Here is an 18,426-nt window from a genome sequence, read left to right as displayed (position 1 = left end):
GCAAACTACTATTTATCAATCATTTATTTTACAACAAAAGGGTTAATCTCTTAAATCGAGACATTGTCACAAATTATAAACCACAAATAATCAAAACATGAAGCTAGTAAAATTTAAGGTTCAAAATTTCAGAGGTTTAAAAGGAGAGCATAATGAAATTCAGTTCAAAAAGTCTGATATTATATTTCTTATAGGACAAAACAATACTGGTAAATCCACTTTTTTAAGAGCCTACGAATTCTTCACTAATTCCAAGCAGAAAGCGACTTTAGATGATTTCTATAATCAGGATATCACCAATACAATAAAAATGGAAGGATGGTTTGAATTAGAGAAAGATGATGATAAAGATAAATCCTATTCCAAATCAGACCCAGACTGGGCTACTAAGTGGGTGAATAGTGATGGATATATTAAAATAAAGAAAGAATGGAACAATATTAATCAAGATTTCAAGAAATATACATTTTCTCCTAATGAAGGACACTGGGTTCTTAACGGATTCGGGGGATTTGATAGTTTATTCGGCAAAGCAGCCCCTACTCCAATCTCAATAAATGCCATGGAAGATGAAGCTTCTTTAGGGGAGAAAGTGAACAAGTTGATTCAAGATCAATATTTAAAATCTTTGAAAGATAACCATCAGGAACAATATGAAAAAGTTCTTCAAGAAATACGTAATCTACAGAACTGCGTTATTGGTTGTGCCACTATCCAACAACAAGATGAATTACTCAACCAATCTTTCCAACACGTATTTGACGGATTAAAGCTTAGCATAGAAGCCAATACCTCCGAAAACATTAAAGTAGAAGATCTATTAAAAAAGAATCATACAATTACCATACAAAAAGATGGAATAGACAGAAAAGATTCTTTTCAAAGAAGCGGTCATGGTATCATACGACAGGCGCTCTTCAATTTCATAACCTTTTTATTAAATATGCAAGAAGAATCGCATCGAAAGGAGTACATTATCTTATACGAAGAACCAGAACTTTTTTTACATCCAAAAATCACTTTTAAGTTGCGCGAAGAATTGTATAATCTAGCAGCTCCCGGTAAACCATATCAAATATTGTGCGCCACACATTCACCTATGATGATTGACATATCGAAAGATCATTCTTCGCTTATTAGAGTTGTTAAAAATCAGGATGAAGAGACTATCACATACCAAGTACAAACTGGAGTTTATACAGAAATGTATTCGAAAGAAAGAGTACAAATGATAAACAGATTTAATCCTCATATATGCGAAGTTTTTTATGCAGATAAGGTTTTATTGGTAGAAGGAGATACTGAAACCATTGTATATAGAGAACTATTAAACAAGTTCTTTCCAGAGAAAGAAATCTTTGTCTTAAACACAGGTTCCAAAATGAACATTCCATTTTTCCAAGACATCTTAACAGCATTTCATATCAAACATTATCCAATCCATGATGTAGATTCTAAGCTAATCAATACAGTTAATGGACAAAAAACAAGTGCAGCATGGAGTCTTAATGAAAAGATATGGAAGAAAGTGGAAGCTGCCAATATTATTGAAAACGGATTATCAAACAGATATGTCCACAACGCTAATTTTGAGAACGCCCATAAATACAACTTATCGAATGGGAAGGATAAACCTCTGAATGCATTCCTCTTTGTTGAAACAATCAAGGATATCAACCAAGATGTTCCTTGCCTAAATTGGCTAAAAGATATACTAGGCGAATGTAAAATTCGGCATGATCAAGAACATGTAGAATCTATCGCAAAAACGATAGAAACAATCGAGAATGATAAAAAAACGTATAAAACAATCTCAATAGACGATTCAAATCACAGTATTTAAACAAGATAGTTCAGATAACAGATTAAAGTAGTTATGAGCTTTTTCTTCTAATACTCATTCAAAGAAAAGAAATCATTCTACTTTTATGAATTATTAAACACATTCCTTATGAAAGACAAGTTTCCATATTTTCCTCATTCCTCCACTACTACAGAAAAGAAGTGGGACAAAGAACTTTTTAACAATAAATTTATACATCAGTATATTCACCCTATCGCTATTGAGATAGAGTATCATTACCCCTATTACGGTTTGTTAGATAGAAAAGGAAAAAGAATCGCATTTTTTAATCGACATCGTGAACCTATACCTAAAAGTCACAGAGACAGTGAACTGCGATATTGGTACAAAATAGACATTAACAATATCGAATATTACACCTATAAGATTGAATATGAAGAATTTCAAAATATTAAATGTGAAGTAATTCAATTTTACGATCAATCCAATGCAGTCAATGATGAAAAAAGTTTCACTGAATATATTAAAAGACTTAATCATATAGATGAAACACTATTAGAAGTATCCCCTATGCAACAACGTTTTGCCCTGACAATAAAAAAAGCCTATGAATTGAAAAAAGAAAATGATTACCTAAATATTGAGAATGAACGATTAATGAGAATAAACAAAGAGCTACGTGAAGACATAAGAAAGAGAATAAGAGATGCAAATAATGCATAAGGAGCATAATGAAAATTCCTATTATATACAAATAAAATAATCCAAACGCTTCCCATTCCCAAAATAAAGCCCTACTTTTGTGGAGAATTCTGTTTGCTATATTTACAACAGTATTTCACAAATAAAATAAACCCAACAAGATGAAAGAAGAACCCGACAGTCTGTCTGTCCCCTACAATTTCTCCCGGTGTTTCAATGACCAATGCCCACAAGCCTCGAAATGTTTGCGCTACATAGCTGCACAAAATGAAACAGCCGATTACCTTTATATCTCCATCGTTAATCCGGCACGTTATCCTGCGGATGGAAACCAATGCGAATGTTTCAAGACTGCTGTCAAAGTTCATGTGGCGTGGGGACTAAAACGGTTGCTCGACAGAATCCCTTATGAGGATGCAGTCAGTATCAGAATGCAATTGGTAGGACACTATGGGAAAACAGGATATTACAGGTTTTATCGCGGAGAACGAGGGCTTATGCCTAAAGACCAAGCCTATATCAGACAACTATTCCGTAATAAAGGGATAAAAGAAGAACCAACTTACCAACATTACACAGAAGAATATATTTGGTAAGTTGCTGTCATCTGTCACAGTTTAGGGGTTAATAGTTTAGTAATGAACCGATAAGACTGTGACAGCAAGAGGTGACGGCAGGGTGATGGCATTTTTGCCATCACCTGGTTATTAGTCTTACGACATGATAAAGAGTACCGCTACGCGTATGTTTGGAAGGTATTTCTTGCTTTTTCAGTATTCTTCCGAAGGAATTAACCCTCTTGACAGACATCGGGATTGAACTGCCTTTTTGAATATCTTCCATAATCTCCGCTGGAGACAACCACTCCCCTTCTTCAGGCTGTGCGGCACGGAAATAACGGAAGAAAAGTTGCTCTTCCGGCGGGACTTGTTCAAATTCACGGTTGTTTTCCACCATGATCTTTTCTTCCTCCTGGTCGAACCAGTAACGTTCGCCATGTTCCAATTCGTACATAGCTTGTGCGTAAAGCTGCTCATAGTCTATCGGACGGTTGGTGTCAATCACTCCGGTCACTTCGATGCAAATAAAACGACGACTGCCGGAAGGGTCGGTCAACAAGTCTTTCTGGTTACTTGTAGCTATGAATGAGGCGTACCGACGCATTTCAAGCACGGCACTGCCATGAGGTTTCTTCACATTCAGTACAGGCTTTTGCAGAATATGTTTCAGAAAGCCTTGTTGTGTCGAACTCACCTGGTCAAATTCATCGATATTGATAAGCGCAAAACGATTGAGGTAAAGTTCGGCATCTTTCTTTCGGGAGAAATCAATGCTGTCAGTATAGTAGGAACGCTCGGAAGGGGGCATTATGCTCCGGCAAAAGGTGGATTTACGTGTCCCTTGCGGTCCGACAAGTAAGGGCGAAACACTGTTTGCATACTTTTTATTGCTTCCTTTCCAATGAGAAACCATATTGAGGAACCAACGGTGGAACAAATCCATCCAATACGGATTCTTACAAGGGACGGTGGCTGCCAATGCACGAATACGGTCTTTACCGTCCCATGCGGGAAGCCGGTAGAGGAAATCTTCCAACGGGTTGAATACAGGGACGCGGTTGGAGTAAATATAACGACTAATATCCCTATCCCACAACGGGATACCTTCCATCTGTGCATCCAAAGCAATGCTGTTCAGCGCACGTTTATCGAGAGGATTGAAACGGAAACGAAAAGAAAGCCTTTCACGATATTCTACCTCACCAATTTGGGTATTATGACGGAATTCATAGCGGCGTTTCATAAATTCTTCAGTCTGCAAGGCGAGTTGCTGCTCTTTAGTCAGGCTGATATTCTTGCCGAAACCTTTGCACTCGGTATATATATTGCCAATCATTTGCCGGATAAGCTCTTCCTGTCTATACATATAGAAGTGGAAAACAGTACGTTTCACAACTTCTTCTTGTGGAAGTCCCGAAGCAAAACAGTTTTTAGCCAGTTGGACAACTAAAGGATGCCATGTGTCTTTGCTCAATTCGAGCCCCGCTTCCCGGAGATCGGCATAAGCTTTCCGAAAAGCGGCTTCGAAAAGCATCAGGAAGGCATTTTCCGCATCATATCCCGGTACGGCACGGGTCAATGGAGATTTCTCCGCCTGAACCGCTTCACGGAAAGTGGTTTCTTCGGGCATTGATGATGGTTGAGAGAGATAAAATTGGACTGAATTCGGACGATATATGATGTCCGGATCGTGGGATAATCGCGAATATTGTTCCAGAGTCGGTTCTTTGGGAAGTATATCGAACGGGATTTGGGGCTGATAACATTTCACAGCCAGTCGATAAGCATGGGCATGGAATAGTTCCGCTTCTTCCCGTGTTTTGGGAAGGGAGTTGTCCGGTCGGGTGAAGGTAGTCCATATTTTCACAGTTTTGCCACTTGAACCCATAAAAACACAACGGGTTTGTGGTTGCTCACAGGCTTTTTGTTTCACTAAAGCGATTTCCGACTTATTGGATAAAGGGCCAATGGTCAGTTCTACAATACCGTTGTAGCTTTTCATCTGTTTCTGACCGTTTACTTTTCGGAATTCAGCGGCAGGAATTATCTTGGGCAGTTTATCGGCAAACATACACCGTTCATCGGAAAGGGTATATCGCAGATGTTCTCTGAATGTAGAAACAGGACGGGATTTTATTTCTGTCTTTATCTTATTTACCAGTATATCAAGATCCATTACGCTGAGCGCTATCGTATCTTCATTCTTACGAAATTGAGTAATTTTCATTAATTTGATAATAAATTGTTTTGTCAGCGCCTTTGTGATCGTTGAGACTGCTAAATTAGTCATAATATCCGAAACCAGCAAAGAAAACAAGTTTTTAATACAGAAAATTATTGATATATCAAGCATCTCTTTAACCGAAAGAAACGGGATTGCCACCGCCGAATTACGGGGCAAATTAGTTTTCCCTGCTTGAAACTAAAGTTCCAGCTAAGGGAAACTGTAGTTTCATCGGTGAGAAACCAATGGTTTCAAGCAATTGGAACTATAGTTTCAAGCGTATGAAACTAAAGTTTCGCACCTTGAAACTGTTGGTTTCAAGGCAGGACACAACTCATAAGTACGAGGATAATAAATTGAACTACTAATCCATTGATGGCTGATACTATTTATTTTCGAGCAGCGTCTTTATTTTGTCTTTGTTTTCTAGGTGACAGCATTATTGCCATCACACTGCTGTCACACTGTGCTGTCACACTATTAAATACTTATACTCTGCAAGTTAGATTATAATCTGTGACAGATGACAGATATATTTTATTTTTTATTTCATAGAGATGCTGATATGACTAATTTAATACTTTATATATCCTTCTTGTTCATACGCTTTCCCATATTTATGAATCATTGCCACCAATGGCCTTAAACGTTCGTCAGAAACCAACATAGCCCTATAACGCAAATACTGATTATCATAAAGCTGCCGGTTTCCGTCCTTGAGGCGTTTCTTCACATCCGCAGGAATGAAAAATTCCGCACGGTTGCCCAATTTGACATAGAATTCATTTAAAAAGATAGAAATGCCAGCCAAATCTATGTCTCCGAAATGAATATAGCGATTGGGAATTATCTTTAGCCAGTTACACAAATCCTTCGATTGCGGATAACGGGACACGAAAAGAACTTTCATTCCTTCAAACAAGTACTTTTGGGCACGGATATGCTGAAAATTCTCTCCATTCTCTATACCCACTACTACAACATCTTCAGGAATACGGAAATATTCGTAATCCTGCATGAAAATAGAAGTGCCTTGCAAAGGAGAAAGCACACATGGTTCGCCATGAAACGTAGCTTCTATAGGCGTATAACAATTAAGGAGAAAACCTTTGAACGTACGGGTATATCTCAATTTAGAGTCCCCCGCCTTCGCCACTTGCTCCGAACGTGACACTTCATCCGGACAGTTCTTCATCTCAATCCAATCTTCCAGCTCCATGCCGGAAGTATAATTCTGGGAGATGTAGATACGGCATCCTTCCGGGTCAATCATACGAAAACTACGCTTACTCCCTCGGGGAACAATAGTGATGATTCCCTCATCCATTAATCTATTTGCTATCAGTCCATCAAACTTTGTGTAAGGTATGAGCTCACCGCCCAGCATTTTCAGAACCAGCCTCGCCATTGCCAATGTAAATAAACTGCCACTCATTTTTCTATCTTATTATAGGTTAACAATGGGACAACCTGGGTATTTGACCGCCCGTCTTTACTCAATAAATAGGTATAACGATAGTCTTCCACATTGTAAGTAGTGGGAGAACTGTTTACCAACAAAATATTCCGGCAATTGGCAAAGTCCAAAATACCTTTCACATTGTTGGGGTGTAACTTGCCTATTTCATCCATCATACAATGGATTTTAAAGTCACCAAACTTACGTGACGCCTTTTCTTTGAATACATTAATCAGCATGATATTGACCATGGCTTTCACCAGAATGTCCGTACCGTCGGAACCTACATTGGCAATCTTCTCCACCCATCCCGTGTCATTATCATTCTCTTTCACGCGGAACTCCAGTTTGAATGTATCGGCAAGCGCCAACCGCCTGCGTCCCGGATCGTCGAGCAGGAATTTCATAAACGACAACAAATGCCGGACAGCCACCGCATTGACATCTTCACGGGAATCCTGCGAGAACAAGTCAACCTTTCCCATATTATATTGGTTCTCATCGCTAAACCGTTTAATCTCCAGCAATAACTGCATCAGTTTATCGCTGCTCTGAAGCGGGCGAAGAGCTATTTCCTTTATTACTCCGGCAAAATTCCGCTTGACAAAATCGTCGTTGATATCCTTTATTGTTCTGTGTATCTCGCTTTCATTACGGGTCAGTCCTCCCACTTCCTGCGAAATCCGGCGGATTATATCCGTATACCGTTCACTGATATGTTTCTGATAATCGGAAATCTTATCATTATCCACAAACTCGCACAGATTGGAAGCGAAATCATAGTAATCCTGTTCTCCAACCAGTTCCGTACGGAAATGAAACGTGTTTTTTGACGAGAAGTTTCCATTGAACTGCGTCACCGCTTTCTTGAATTCTTCTGTTTTTCTGATAGTGGATACGATGAGCGACTTCAACTCTTCCACAATAACATCGCAATTTTTCCGGGTAGGCTTCTCTCCTATTTCTGTCACAGAAGGCGGACAGAAAGTTTCATCTTTCCGGAACATATCCACTTTATTCAATCCATCCTCCAATAAGTGCAATTCCTTGTTAATCCGGTCGAGGTGCTCGTCCGCCCCTTTTTTCTGAACCTGCAACTTCTCCTTTTTCAGAGCGAAACGTTCGTCCAATGCAACTAGCTTCGCATCCTGTTCTTTCTTCCGGCTTCGCGTAGCAGGTTCTTTATCAAACAGTTCCTCCTTGTCTCTTTCATAATAAAGAACTTGCGGGCGGGATTTACCTATATAATCTAATTCTTTATTTATTTCGGCAAGCCTGTCATCATACTTGCGGATAGTGACCGTATCAGCACCCTTTCCATTCAATTCATTCTCCTGCGCCTGCTTCAATTCCTTTTTCCGCTCCGCAGTTTGCTGTTTCATCCGCTCTATCTCTTGCTGAATGCCGGCAACAAACTCCTCCAGTTCCTTCCGGAGTTCCGTCCTGCTGTCATTATACACTTTCCGGCAAGCTTTCAACAGTTTTTCCCGTTCCGCCAAATGCTTCTCCTTCTCGCCTTCCGCCACATAAAGACGATGACCGATATCATTCAGTTGCGCCTGTAATTCTTCGACACAAGCTCTTTTCCATTCCTCCTCTTTCGTCTTCCATGAGGCGTAATCAGCCTGCAAATTCTTCAATTTTGCAGGAATCTGCATTCGCTCGGCTTCCATCAGATGTTGTTCTTCCAAAATACTATGTATTTGCTTCGAATACTTCTTCTCCAAAGAAGAAACAGCTTCCCCCTCTTCTTCCGTCAGTCGGGTGAGACGGTCGGTACAGAGTTGCCGGGCTGCTTGTTGCCTGTCGCGCTCCTGCTTCATTTCCTCGGGAGTGCGGACAGAACGCTCGATTGCTGTCAGATTGAGTGAAACGCCGAACAAAGTAGCTTCCTTATTCACTAATTGAGGTTGCAGTTCATTGTTGTACAACACCAGTTCCTCATCCGCCACCTTGCCTATCGTCTCCTGCCAATCCGGTTTGTTCTTCTCCAGCCATTCACACAAAGAACCTTTTCGTTTCTCAATCAAGGCATCCAATGTTTGTAACTGTTCTTCAATCGCGCTCCGTTCTTTACGAACGGTCTCCATCTTTGCCTGAAATTCCCATTTCAACTCTTTCACTTTCCATTCACACTCCTGCCTCAACTGCTTTATTTCTCCTTGTTGCTGACGGATGCTATGTTCCAGTTCCTTGTCCTTTTTGCGCAGTTCGTTGATGCCGTCTTCACAATCGGACATTTCCTTTTGATGGGGATGTTCGTATTTCACCTTTTGAAGTTTCAGGTTACACTGTGCCTGTTCATCGCGCAACTGCCGGATACGATTATCCACAGTCTGCACTTTCTCTTCTTGCGTTGCCCTTACTTTCTCTTCTTCCACACGAAGTTGTTGCATCAATTCTTCCTGCTTGCCGGCAATCTCCGCATTCCGAGCATTTATCCGTGCTTGCTGGCTATTCTCAAAAGTACGGAAATCAGCTTCCAGTTTCTCAAACAGCAATCGGTACTTACTCAATACGTCCTCATAAGCCCTTGTCAGTTCCGATTTCATATTCCGGACTTGTTCAAGTTCCTGAATCAGTAATTCTTCGCAAGATACCCGTTTGATGATTTCTTCAATCTGCATCTGCTCGTAATGCAGACGTTTCTCACGTATCTTTTTGAGCAAATCGTTTATTATACCTATATCCCTAATCAAGCCATCACGCTCATTGGTGTACTTTTGTTGCAGTTCACCCATAAGCCGCAGCAACCGTTCACGTTCCGTCTCCGCTTTAGCCTGTTCTTCCTTCACTAACGGAATCTCATGCAAAGCCTGTTTCTCCGCAAAGTTAAGCTCCGCACGCCCTTCACCAATCTGCTTTTGAGTATAAATCAAGTCACGATAGGCGTTCATTACTTTCTCCGCCATCTTCCGGACAGGCACTTCTCCATTCTTGTTCTTTGTAAACCAAAGCATCACGTCCCTGTATTCCTGCTCGAATTCCTTTATCTGGCTACGATAGAAGTCCAAATCGACAGAGATATCCTCATCACTCATCGAACGGATAATGGTATCTTTTATAAAATCAGCATCCAGTTTGGAATTTAAAAAGACGTTCTGTATCGTACGGGGAATATTCTGATATTTTGCACTTTCCACAATGGCAAACTTGCGGTAAGGTATCATTTCATGCTTGCGGTTATTACCGAAAATAATGTCCCGATACATTTCATAGCTAGTCACTTGTGCAGTAATCTGAATCTTCGAACCGATATGTTCGCGGATGCGTCCCCACTCGGAATGTACCACATTGTGTTCGTCAATGAACCAGTCCTGTTGGAATGGCGCATCAATAAAACGGAAAAACACCCGTCCCTGGGATTTGGCAGCTACCACACAATACGCCCCATTCTCCCGCATCACTTCATAGATAATGTAAGAATTGGCGTATGGAAAGTAAAAAGCATCGAAGCTTTTCTTCTCCTTCGGAATGCCTAGTCTTAGTTTGTCAGCATTATAAAAGAATAGGATGGCACGGAGCAGCGTACTCTTACCGACACCTTGCGTACCTATAAAATGTACGTTCCCATCCAACTTCACTTCCGCATACGGAATATGGGCACTGTTCAGAAAAATAATCTTATTCAGGTATCTCATCTTGCACCTCCTCTGAAATTGTGATACAATCAACCAAGTCCTCCATATAATGGAAAGCCGACAATACTTTATACGTCCCGTCAAGTTCGTTTTCTTTCTCTATCAGTCCTATACTCTCCAGTTCTTTCAGCAGTTTGCCGACTACTTCATCATATTTCTTCTTATCCGAAAACAGTTTAGTTGCCTTTTCTTTCAGTTCGATATCGCATCCTATCTGAATCTCAATATCAGCAGCACGAAACAGAAAGCCCGGGCCGAATGCCGAATGATAGGTTTTCAGGAAACTCAAGTAATCAATCCACTTCTGAATTGCTTCCAGTTTACGTTCCAAATCGACTTTCGATTCCTTGCGAGTAAAGTAGTAATAACCGTCACCACCTTCCAGATAAAAACCGATGCCTTTATAGTAATCATAATAATCGGGCAAATCTTCCTCAATGGCATCATACAAGCGTTTCACTTGGGTAGAGACACTATTGGAAGAAATGAATCCCCCTTTGCTAAGTATATTAAATATCTCTTCAGTATATTTCATAGTCATCTGTTTTTAGCATTCAGCATACATCATTTGGCATATATTAAAGGGTATTCCACTTCATCGGAGATTTCATAAGTATCCGTAAAGCGAAGTTCGTCGGCATACTGTGATGCCAGTTGGCAGAAAAAGATTAATTTCTCTCCACGTGTCACCTCTTTCCGGTAGCGATAGTTCATCACAAAAGAGAACAGGTGGGTGCTGGACGCCATAAATGAATTATGCACTTCCTGCAAGTTTACGGTATCTATCATTTGCGACTGCCCATCCAGGTATCCTTCCGGAATGGCATCTGCCAGTTGTTTCATTCCTTTCGGAGAATTTTTCTGCCGCGCGACAAGTTTCTTCAAAATCTGAAAAGCCTCATCGGAAGTCCGTAGATTATCAATGGAAAGCTTGATGCGATAACCGACCTGCGGCTCCATCCAGACAGGATTTTTTTGTGCGGCAACAGAACGGATACTTGTATGTTCTTCCAACAAGAACTGGTCTTTCAAGTACTTCAACTTCTTTACTTTCTCAAAGATACGGTTCTGATAATCTATCAGATTCAGATAATGGATGATTTGTTTCTGGATTTCAATCAGGTTATGGTACGAGTCATTTAGCTGAAGTTTCACGTCACTAACTACATTCCGCATTTGTACGTCCATCGCCACCCGGAAGAAAACAGGCTGTCCGTAGTCTATCAATTCCTCACTTTTACGAATCAGCAGAGCAATATTATTCCGTTTCTCATCGAGGCGGACAAGTTTGGTCTTTTTTATCTTATAATTAGGTTCGTTCTTATAGGTATTATCCATGTTTCTTTTCAGATCCATCACATTGCGGACTGTAGTCAGAGCGATGTTTTTCAAGCAGCGTTTCACTTCACGCTGGTAGTTGTATTTACGTTGTTCGTTATTCTCTTTCAAGTAATAGTCAATGTTTTCATTCAGTCGTGTCAGGTAATCCTGCACGAAAGATACATTGATTTCTTCATTTACTTCGAGCACATCTTCAAAGAATTTCAGATAAATATCCTCCATTTCAAGAAAGTCGCCAGTGTCCCGGATGACTCCATAGTCTATCAGATAGCGGATACGCTCTTCTTTGTACTCCGTCATTTCAAGCGCATAATCATAACGGAACGAAAGAGATTTCCGTTTAGCAAACATTTCTTTCAAGAGTTCTTTCTCCCGGTCCAGACTTTTGACAAGTTCTTCTATAGAACGAAAAGTGCTCATATTAGTTTTGTCTTTTAATGGTGTGTTACTACTTCCAAATATTTACATAGTATATATTTCAGTAATAAGATATCACAAAAATAACACAAATGAAATAGTAAACCTAATTTCTGTATCAATATTTTTATTACTACAAAAATTAAGAAACTAACTCTACATATTCATTATACAACTATAAATTTCAAGTAAGAATTTGCAAAGGCAATTACTATTTATACCTTTGTGACTTCAACAGAGAATATGATTTCAATAGAGAATTAGTAACCCGTTAAAAGAGAAATTGATTATGCGTTCATTCATAGTATTTCTTTGTTTAGTCCCCACCCTCCTGTTTGCCCGACAAACTCAACTTGAGACACAGTTGAAAGAAGCCATCAAGGGAAAGAAGGCCGAAATAGGAATAGCCGTCATCATTGATGGGAAAGATACGGTAACTGTCAATAATGATATTCACTATCCACTGATGAGCGTATTCAAGTTTCATCAAGCATTAGCATTGGCCGATTATATGGGAAAACAGAGGCAATCGCTGGAAACCCGGTTACCCATTAAAAAATCGGATTTAAAGCCGGATACTTACAGTCCGCTACGAGATAAATATCCGCAGGGCGGAATTGAAATGAGTATTGCCGACCTGCTAAAATATACACTCCAACAGAGTGACAACAATGCCTGCGATATTCTTTTTGATTATCAGGGAGGTCCGAATGCCGTAAACAAGTATATCCATTCACTGGGAATTCGGGAATGTGCCATTGCCGGTACGGAAACTGCCATGCACGAAGACTTGAACCTATGTTATGAAAATTGGACTACTCCGTTAGCCGCAGCCGAATTAGTGGAAATATTCCGTAAGAAGCCATTGTTTCCCAAAGTGTACAAAGACTTCATATTTCAAACAATGATAGAATGTCAAACCGGACAAGACCGTCTGGTTGCTCCGTTGCTCGACAAAAAAGTAACCGTAGGTCATAAAACCGGAACGGGAGATCTTAATGCGAAAGGACAACAAATCGGTTGTAATGACATCGGTTTCGTTCTTTTGCCCGGTGGACGTACTTATAGTATAGCTGTCTTCGTGAAGGATTCTGAAGAAAATAATCAAGCGAACAGTAAAATTATCGCTGATATTTCCCGTATCGTTTACGAATATGTAGTGCAGCATTAAGATGGAGACAAAGTACATTCGGTACGAATGAAGATTGAAACAAAGTAATAGAAATTAGAAAATTCATTTATATGAAACTACATCATATCGCTATCTGGACTTTTCGTCTGGAAGAACTAAAAGAGTTCTATGTCCGCTTCTTCGGAGGAAAAAGCAACGAAAAATATATCAATCCCAAGAAAGGATTCGAGTCCTATTTTATCTCCTTTGGAGAGGGAACAGACTTGGAACTGATGAGCCGTACAGATGTACAGAACACTCCCATTGAAGAAAACAGGGTTGGACTGACACACTTTGCTTTCACCTTCCCCAGCCAGGAAGAAGTATTACGCTTCACCGAACAAATGCGTTCGGAAGGATATACCATCGCCGGCGAACCGCGTACTTCGGGAGACGGATACTTTGAAAGTGTAGTCCTCGATCCTGACGGAAACCGGATTGAGTGCGTATATCGGAAAACTGCAAACGAATCGAAAAACAAAGCAAGACAGGAAACTGACATAGAAAATATTCCCCCCGTGACGCTCCATACAGAACGTTTATTTCTCCGCCCTTTCGAAGAAAGAGATGCTGAAGCGTTCTTTGCTTGTTGCCAGAACCCGAATTTGGGAAACAATGCCGGATGGCCACCCCATCGTACGTTGGATGAATCCCGCCGGATACTTCATTCCACATTTATCAACCAAGAGGGAATATGGGCAGTGATACTAAAAGATACAAAACAGCTAATCGGTTCGGTAGGAATTATCCCCGATCCTAAACGCGAAAATCCGCAAGTGAGAATGTTGGGTTACTGGCTCGACGAATCTCATTGGGGCAAAGGGTACATGACCGAAGCAGTGCAGGGTGTCCTCAACTATGGCTTTGAAGAATTGCGGCTTAGCCTCATCACAGCGACCTGTTATCCGCACAATAAACGTTCGCAGAAAGTACTGAAAAAGAACGGTTTCATCTATGAAGGTACACTTCATCAGGCAGAACTGACTTACAACGGAAACATCTACGACCACCAGTGCTACTACCTGCCCGGCATCTCCCAACCTACTCCGGAAGACTATGATGAAATCCTCCATGTATGGGAAATGTCCGTTCGCCACACGCATAATTTCCTGACGGAAGAACATATCCAGTTCTATAAACCACTGGTACGGAAGCATTATCTACCCGCTGTTGAACTTTTTGTTATCCGGAATGCCAACGGAAAGATGGCCGCCTTCATGGGATTGAGCGACGAACTGATCGAAATGTTATTCGTACACCCCGACGAACAGGGAAAAGGATATGGCAAACGATTAATGGAATATGCAAGAGACAAAAAACATATGGATAAGGTGGACGTAAACGAGCAGAATGAAAAAGCACTCCAGTTCTATCTCCATTTGGGATTCCAAATCATCGGCAGAGATGAAACGGACAGCATGGGCAAACCTTTCCCTATTCTCCATTTGCAACTGCCGGAAGCTGATTCCGCTAATAGAGATTAATTTCCCCCAAACGAAAGCTACATGAACCTACGTGCAAGATTATCCGAACGAGTACACATTGAAGATATCAGAGAGGTACTCCACTTTATACAGGATGATGAACGGCTTAGAGAAGAAATCTACCAACTGATATTCGATGAAGACGCTATCGTCTCCTATCAGGCATTGTGGGTATGTACTCATTTCTCAAAGGCAGATGTAGCATGGTTGAGCCGGAAACAAGAAGAATTGATCGACGCTGCCATGACCTGCCCACACTCGGGAAAACGGAGAATGATCCTGAACCTGATATGCCAGCAACCTGCCGCCGATCCGCCACGAGTGGATTTCCTCGATTTCTGCATGGAACGCATGATATCCCGCGAGGAACCACCGGGCGTGCAATCGCTCTGCATGAAACTGGCTTATCAACTGACACGCTCCATCCCGGAACTACAACAGGAACTACGCACAATACTGGAAATCATGGAGCCCGACTTACTGGTTCCCGCTATCCGTTCCGTACGAAAAAACACCCTGAAAGCCATGAAAACAAAGAAAAACAGATAATTTCTATCGCTTTTATCTCACCGTTCAATTAGAGTATATTCAGATGGAATATCTGGGATATACCCGTCACCGAAATCTGAATACCGATACAGAAAGTAAAAAAGGCTACGAGCTTATTAATAATTTGATTTCCCACCGGTCCCAACCTCTGAATAAACCTCTGTCCTTGTGAAAGGAATACATAAAAGATGGCCGCCATACAAATAATGACAAGCGCAATGACCAAATAATTAATCCCAGTTTGCAACAATTTGCCTTTAACACTGGCAGACGCCATCAAAGTAAAGATAACCGATATACTGCCCGGTCCGATACTGATAGGAAACGTGATGGGATAAAATATCTTCTGCTCGATGTTTTTCCATCTGAAACCGTCTACATTCTTACTGGCTTCTTCTTTATCAGACGAACCTGAATCGCCCAACAGCTCCATTGCCGTCTTACAAATCAATATTCCACCTCCTAACTGAATAACAGGAATAGCCAAACCGAAAATCAATAGAAACAGATGTCCTATCACCAATGTCCCTACACCGATCATTATAAAATTGAGCGTCAGCTTCTGAATGGCTGCTTTCCGTTGTTGAGGATCGAGGTCTGTAAAGAATCCATTGACGACAAAACCATTCCCCAAAGGATTTATCACCGGAAACAGCGCCATAAACGATGACGAAAATATGATGAGAAGATTACTTAATGACATAATACCTGTTTTTTGATACTTTATTAATATCTGATATGTATCTAAAACATAAATGAAACGTTATTGTTTTGAGAATATGCTTTTGCGAGAGGAATCCGCATCGGTTGAATACCTTGTGAAAGCAGCTTATAATAAACCTTTAACTAGAAATTAAAATTATGTGTACAAGAGTCGTTTATTCGGGAAAAAATGGAATGGTGGCAACCGGCCGGTCTATGGACTGGAAAACAGAAATGCACAGCAATCTTTGGGTATTTCCCAAAGGTATAGAAAGAAATGGAGAAACGGGAGCCAACTCCCTGAAATGGACGTCCAAGTATGGCAGCGTGGTGACTTCGGCTTTCGAGATTGCCAGTACAGACGGGATGAATGAAAAAGGATTAGTTGCCAATCTGTTATGGTTACCCGAAACGGAATACCCGGTCAGAGATCAAAGTAAACCGGGACTTGCCATTACTGCATGGGTGCAATATATGCTGGATAACTTCGCCACCGTAGACGAGGCCGTCGCTTTCATTGATGAAAATACTTTCCAAGTGGTATCGGACCTGATGCCGGATGGTTCCCGCCTGGCAACCTTGCATTTATCTATTTCCGACGCAACGGGCGATTGTGCGATATTCGAATATACGGGTGGAAAGTTGACTGTTTACCACAGCAAGGAGTACAAAGTAATGACCAACTCCCCTACCTACAACAAGCAACTGGCACTAAACGAATACTGGAAATCAATAGGAGGATTGAGCTTCCTGCCCGGAACCAACCGTCCGTCCGACCGTTTTGCAAGAGCCAGTTTTTATATCAATGCCCTGCCCCAAACAGATGATGTGAGAATAGCCATAGCAAGCGTATTCAGCGTTATCCGTAATACTTCTGTTCCTTATGGCATATCCACTCCCGAATTTCCGGAAATTTCCACCACACAATGGAGAACGGTATCGGATAGTAAGAATTTGCTCTACTTCTTCGAATCAAGTCTGACACCTAATACATTCTGGGTAAACTTACGGGAAACAGACTTGTCGGAAGGAGCTCCGGTACTCAAATTATCTATCGCCAACGATGAAACTTATCATGGAAATGCAACGAAAGAGTTTAAACCGGCACAGCCGTTCAGATTTATGGGAGTAAAAGGATAAAATTATCCCCGGAAACGATCCATCTGAAGCACATCCCAAAAGTTTTTGTATCTAACTTTTGAGACGTATTTCGATCATTTCCGGGGATAAAATCTGTTTCTTTAACAGCTTGCCATTAATTGAAATAATAAAGGAACACAGCAATTCCTTCAAGTGCTTTTTTCGGTTGGTCTTTTATTTCGATAGCAAACTTGATTTCCGCTTTTGCCACACCACGCAGATTAGTCAGCGAGTGCAAAGTAGTCACCAGACGGATGCTCTGTCCTGACAATACAGCCTGACCGAATTTCATTTTGTCCATACCGTAGTTAATCATCATTTTCAGGTTATTTACCTGGATAATCTGATTCCACAGACAAGGAAGCATAGACAATGTCAGGTAGCCATGAGCAATCGTGCTATGATAAGGGCTGTCTACTTTCGCACGTTCCGTATCTACATGAATCCATTGATGATCCAGCGTTGCATCAGCAAAAAGATTAATACGTTCCTGCGAGAGTTCCACATAATCGGAAACACCTATCTGTTGACCTACTAGTTTTTCGAATTCTTCGTACGAATTGATAATTACTTTTTCCATAAGTCTTATCGTTTTTATGGGGGTTATTTACTATTAAATTGGGGACAAAAATAGGAAAAATAAACTGATATGCCACCAAATTTATAAATAAAAGCAAGGAATGAAGTATTTAGGTATGTTTTACAAACCGGAAGCCTGTTTCAGTGCTTCTGTCAGAATACTATACCCCTTACCATTCAAATGTAAATCGTCGAGAGTCAACTCCGGATTCAGCCTGCCATCCTGCAATAAACGATTGAATACGTCCAGATAGACAATATCTGTTCCCTGCAATTTTTCGTGTATCTTCCGGTTAAGGATCTGGATAAATTTATTCACAGCCGTACTGTAATCATCATAATCATTACGCGGAAAAATACAGAAAAGATATGTTTTCAGTGAAGGGACGGCAAGAACCGCTTTTACATAACGCTCTACATATTCATCTATATTTTCATCGTTCAACTGATAAATATCATTGGTTCCGAATTGAACAACGACCTGGCAACCGGAAGTGTCTACCGCAAAAGACTCCACATAGGCCAGCCCTTCACCGGGAGCACCATAGTTCAGACATTCCCATTGTGGGAAATAGATATCCAGTGCCCAAAAAGCCATGTGACTGTTGCCAAGAAAGGCAAATTTTGGTTTTTCTTCTATCCTATCCATACAA

The 18,426-nt window shown here is 40.8% G+C and carries 15 protein-coding genes; 7 read left to right on the top strand and 8 right to left on the bottom strand.

All coding sequences use genetic code 11. The features are described from left to right. The first annotated feature begins 97 nt into the window (after positions 1–97). The 3 genes from LPH68_RS17440 (at position 98) to LPH68_RS17430 (ending at position 3,102) form a co-directional block, all read left to right on the top strand. The gene (locus LPH68_RS17440) at positions 98–1,843 is read left to right on the top strand and encodes an ATP-dependent endonuclease (protein ID WP_151923513.1); all 1,746 of its coding nucleotides are present in this window, start codon (positions 98–100) and stop codon (positions 1,841–1,843) included. A gap of 108 nt (positions 1,844–1,951) precedes the next feature. Then, positions 1,952–2,527, top strand: coding sequence for a hypothetical protein (locus tag LPH68_RS17435; protein WP_151923512.1), 576 nt, complete (start codon positions 1,952–1,954; stop codon positions 2,525–2,527). A gap of 140 nt (positions 2,528–2,667) precedes the next feature. Beyond that, positions 2,668–3,102, top strand: coding sequence for a DUF6078 family protein (locus tag LPH68_RS17430; protein WP_151923511.1), 435 nt, complete (start codon positions 2,668–2,670; stop codon positions 3,100–3,102). 100 nt (positions 3,103–3,202) lie between these two features. On the opposite strand, the gene LPH68_RS17425 is transcribed toward LPH68_RS17430, so the two are convergent. The 5 genes from LPH68_RS17425 to LPH68_RS17405 form a co-directional block, all read right to left on the bottom strand. Continuing rightward, entirely contained in the window at positions 3,203–5,293 is a 2,091-nt protein-coding gene (locus tag LPH68_RS17425) for a BT4734/BF3469 family protein (protein WP_134993551.1), read from the bottom strand. A 571-nt stretch (positions 5,294–5,864) separates the two neighbouring features. Next, positions 5,865–6,725 carry a hypothetical protein gene (locus LPH68_RS17420; protein WP_004314783.1) on the bottom strand — a complete coding sequence of 287 codons (861 nt, stop codon included), beginning with the start codon at positions 6,723–6,725 and terminating at the stop codon, positions 5,865–5,867. Next, positions 6,722–10,390 carry an ATP-binding protein gene (locus LPH68_RS17415; RefSeq protein ID WP_008771185.1) on the bottom strand — a complete coding sequence of 1,223 codons (3,669 nt, stop codon included), beginning with the start codon at positions 10,388–10,390 and terminating at the stop codon, positions 6,722–6,724. Before LPH68_RS17415 ends, LPH68_RS17420 begins: the two co-directional genes overlap by 4 nt. Beyond that, positions 10,374–10,925, bottom strand: coding sequence for a hypothetical protein (locus LPH68_RS17410; protein ID WP_004308256.1), 552 nt, complete (start codon positions 10,923–10,925; stop codon positions 10,374–10,376). The genes LPH68_RS17415 and LPH68_RS17410 overlap by 17 nt, the downstream gene beginning before the upstream one ends. 29 nt (positions 10,926–10,954) lie before the next feature. Beyond that, complete coding sequence (locus LPH68_RS17405) at positions 10,955–12,151, bottom strand: hypothetical protein (RefSeq protein ID WP_060451129.1); 1,197 nt, start codon at positions 12,149–12,151, stop codon at positions 10,955–10,957. A gap of 286 nt (positions 12,152–12,437) precedes the next feature. Here LPH68_RS17405 and bla point away from each other — a divergent pair, with 286 nt between their 5' ends. The 3 genes from bla (at position 12,438) to LPH68_RS17390 (ending at position 15,352) form a co-directional block, all read left to right on the top strand. Further along, entirely contained in the window at positions 12,438–13,319 is an 882-nt protein-coding gene (bla, locus tag LPH68_RS17400; protein ID WP_008997291.1) for a class A beta-lactamase, subclass A2, read from the top strand. Positions 13,320–13,390: 71 nt separating this feature from the next. Beyond that, positions 13,391–14,803, top strand: a complete 1,413-nt coding sequence (locus LPH68_RS17395) for a GNAT family N-acetyltransferase (protein WP_008771183.1) — start codon at positions 13,391–13,393, stop codon at positions 14,801–14,803. Between the two features lie 21 nt (positions 14,804–14,824). Continuing rightward, positions 14,825–15,352: a hypothetical protein gene (locus LPH68_RS17390; RefSeq protein WP_008771182.1), complete on the top strand. Its 528-nt coding sequence runs from the start codon at positions 14,825–14,827 to the stop codon at positions 15,350–15,352. Between the two features lie 28 nt (positions 15,353–15,380). Here the strand turns inward: LPH68_RS17390 and LPH68_RS17385 are convergent, their stop codons facing one another. Further along, a complete protein-coding gene (locus tag LPH68_RS17385; protein WP_004304823.1) occupies positions 15,381–16,055 on the bottom strand; it encodes a MarC family protein in 675 nt (224 codons plus the stop codon). Positions 16,056–16,213: 158 nt separating this feature from the next. On the opposite strand from LPH68_RS17385, the gene LPH68_RS17380 reads away from it, so the two are divergent. Then, positions 16,214–17,194, top strand: a complete 981-nt coding sequence (locus LPH68_RS17380; RefSeq protein ID WP_008771181.1) for a linear amide C-N hydrolase — start codon at positions 16,214–16,216, stop codon at positions 17,192–17,194. A gap of 115 nt (positions 17,195–17,309) precedes the next feature. Here the strand turns inward: LPH68_RS17380 and LPH68_RS17375 are convergent, their stop codons facing one another. Both LPH68_RS17375 and LPH68_RS17370 read right to left on the bottom strand, forming a co-directional pair. Continuing rightward, positions 17,310–17,774 carry a MaoC family dehydratase gene (locus LPH68_RS17375; protein WP_230297032.1) on the bottom strand — a complete coding sequence of 155 codons (465 nt, stop codon included), beginning with the start codon at positions 17,772–17,774 and terminating at the stop codon, positions 17,310–17,312. Positions 17,775–17,894: 120 nt separating this feature from the next. Further along, positions 17,895–18,422 carry a GDSL-type esterase/lipase family protein gene (locus tag LPH68_RS17370; protein ID WP_008771180.1) on the bottom strand — a complete coding sequence of 176 codons (528 nt, stop codon included), beginning with the start codon at positions 18,420–18,422 and terminating at the stop codon, positions 17,895–17,897. Positions 18,423–18,426 lie beyond the last annotated feature (4 nt).

This window comes from Bacteroides sp. 1_1_30 (assembly GCF_020982715.1).
Taxonomy (GTDB): domain Bacteria; phylum Bacteroidota; class Bacteroidia; order Bacteroidales; family Bacteroidaceae; genus Bacteroides; species Bacteroides xylanisolvens.
This window is presented reverse-complemented; position numbering and strand designations above follow the sequence as displayed.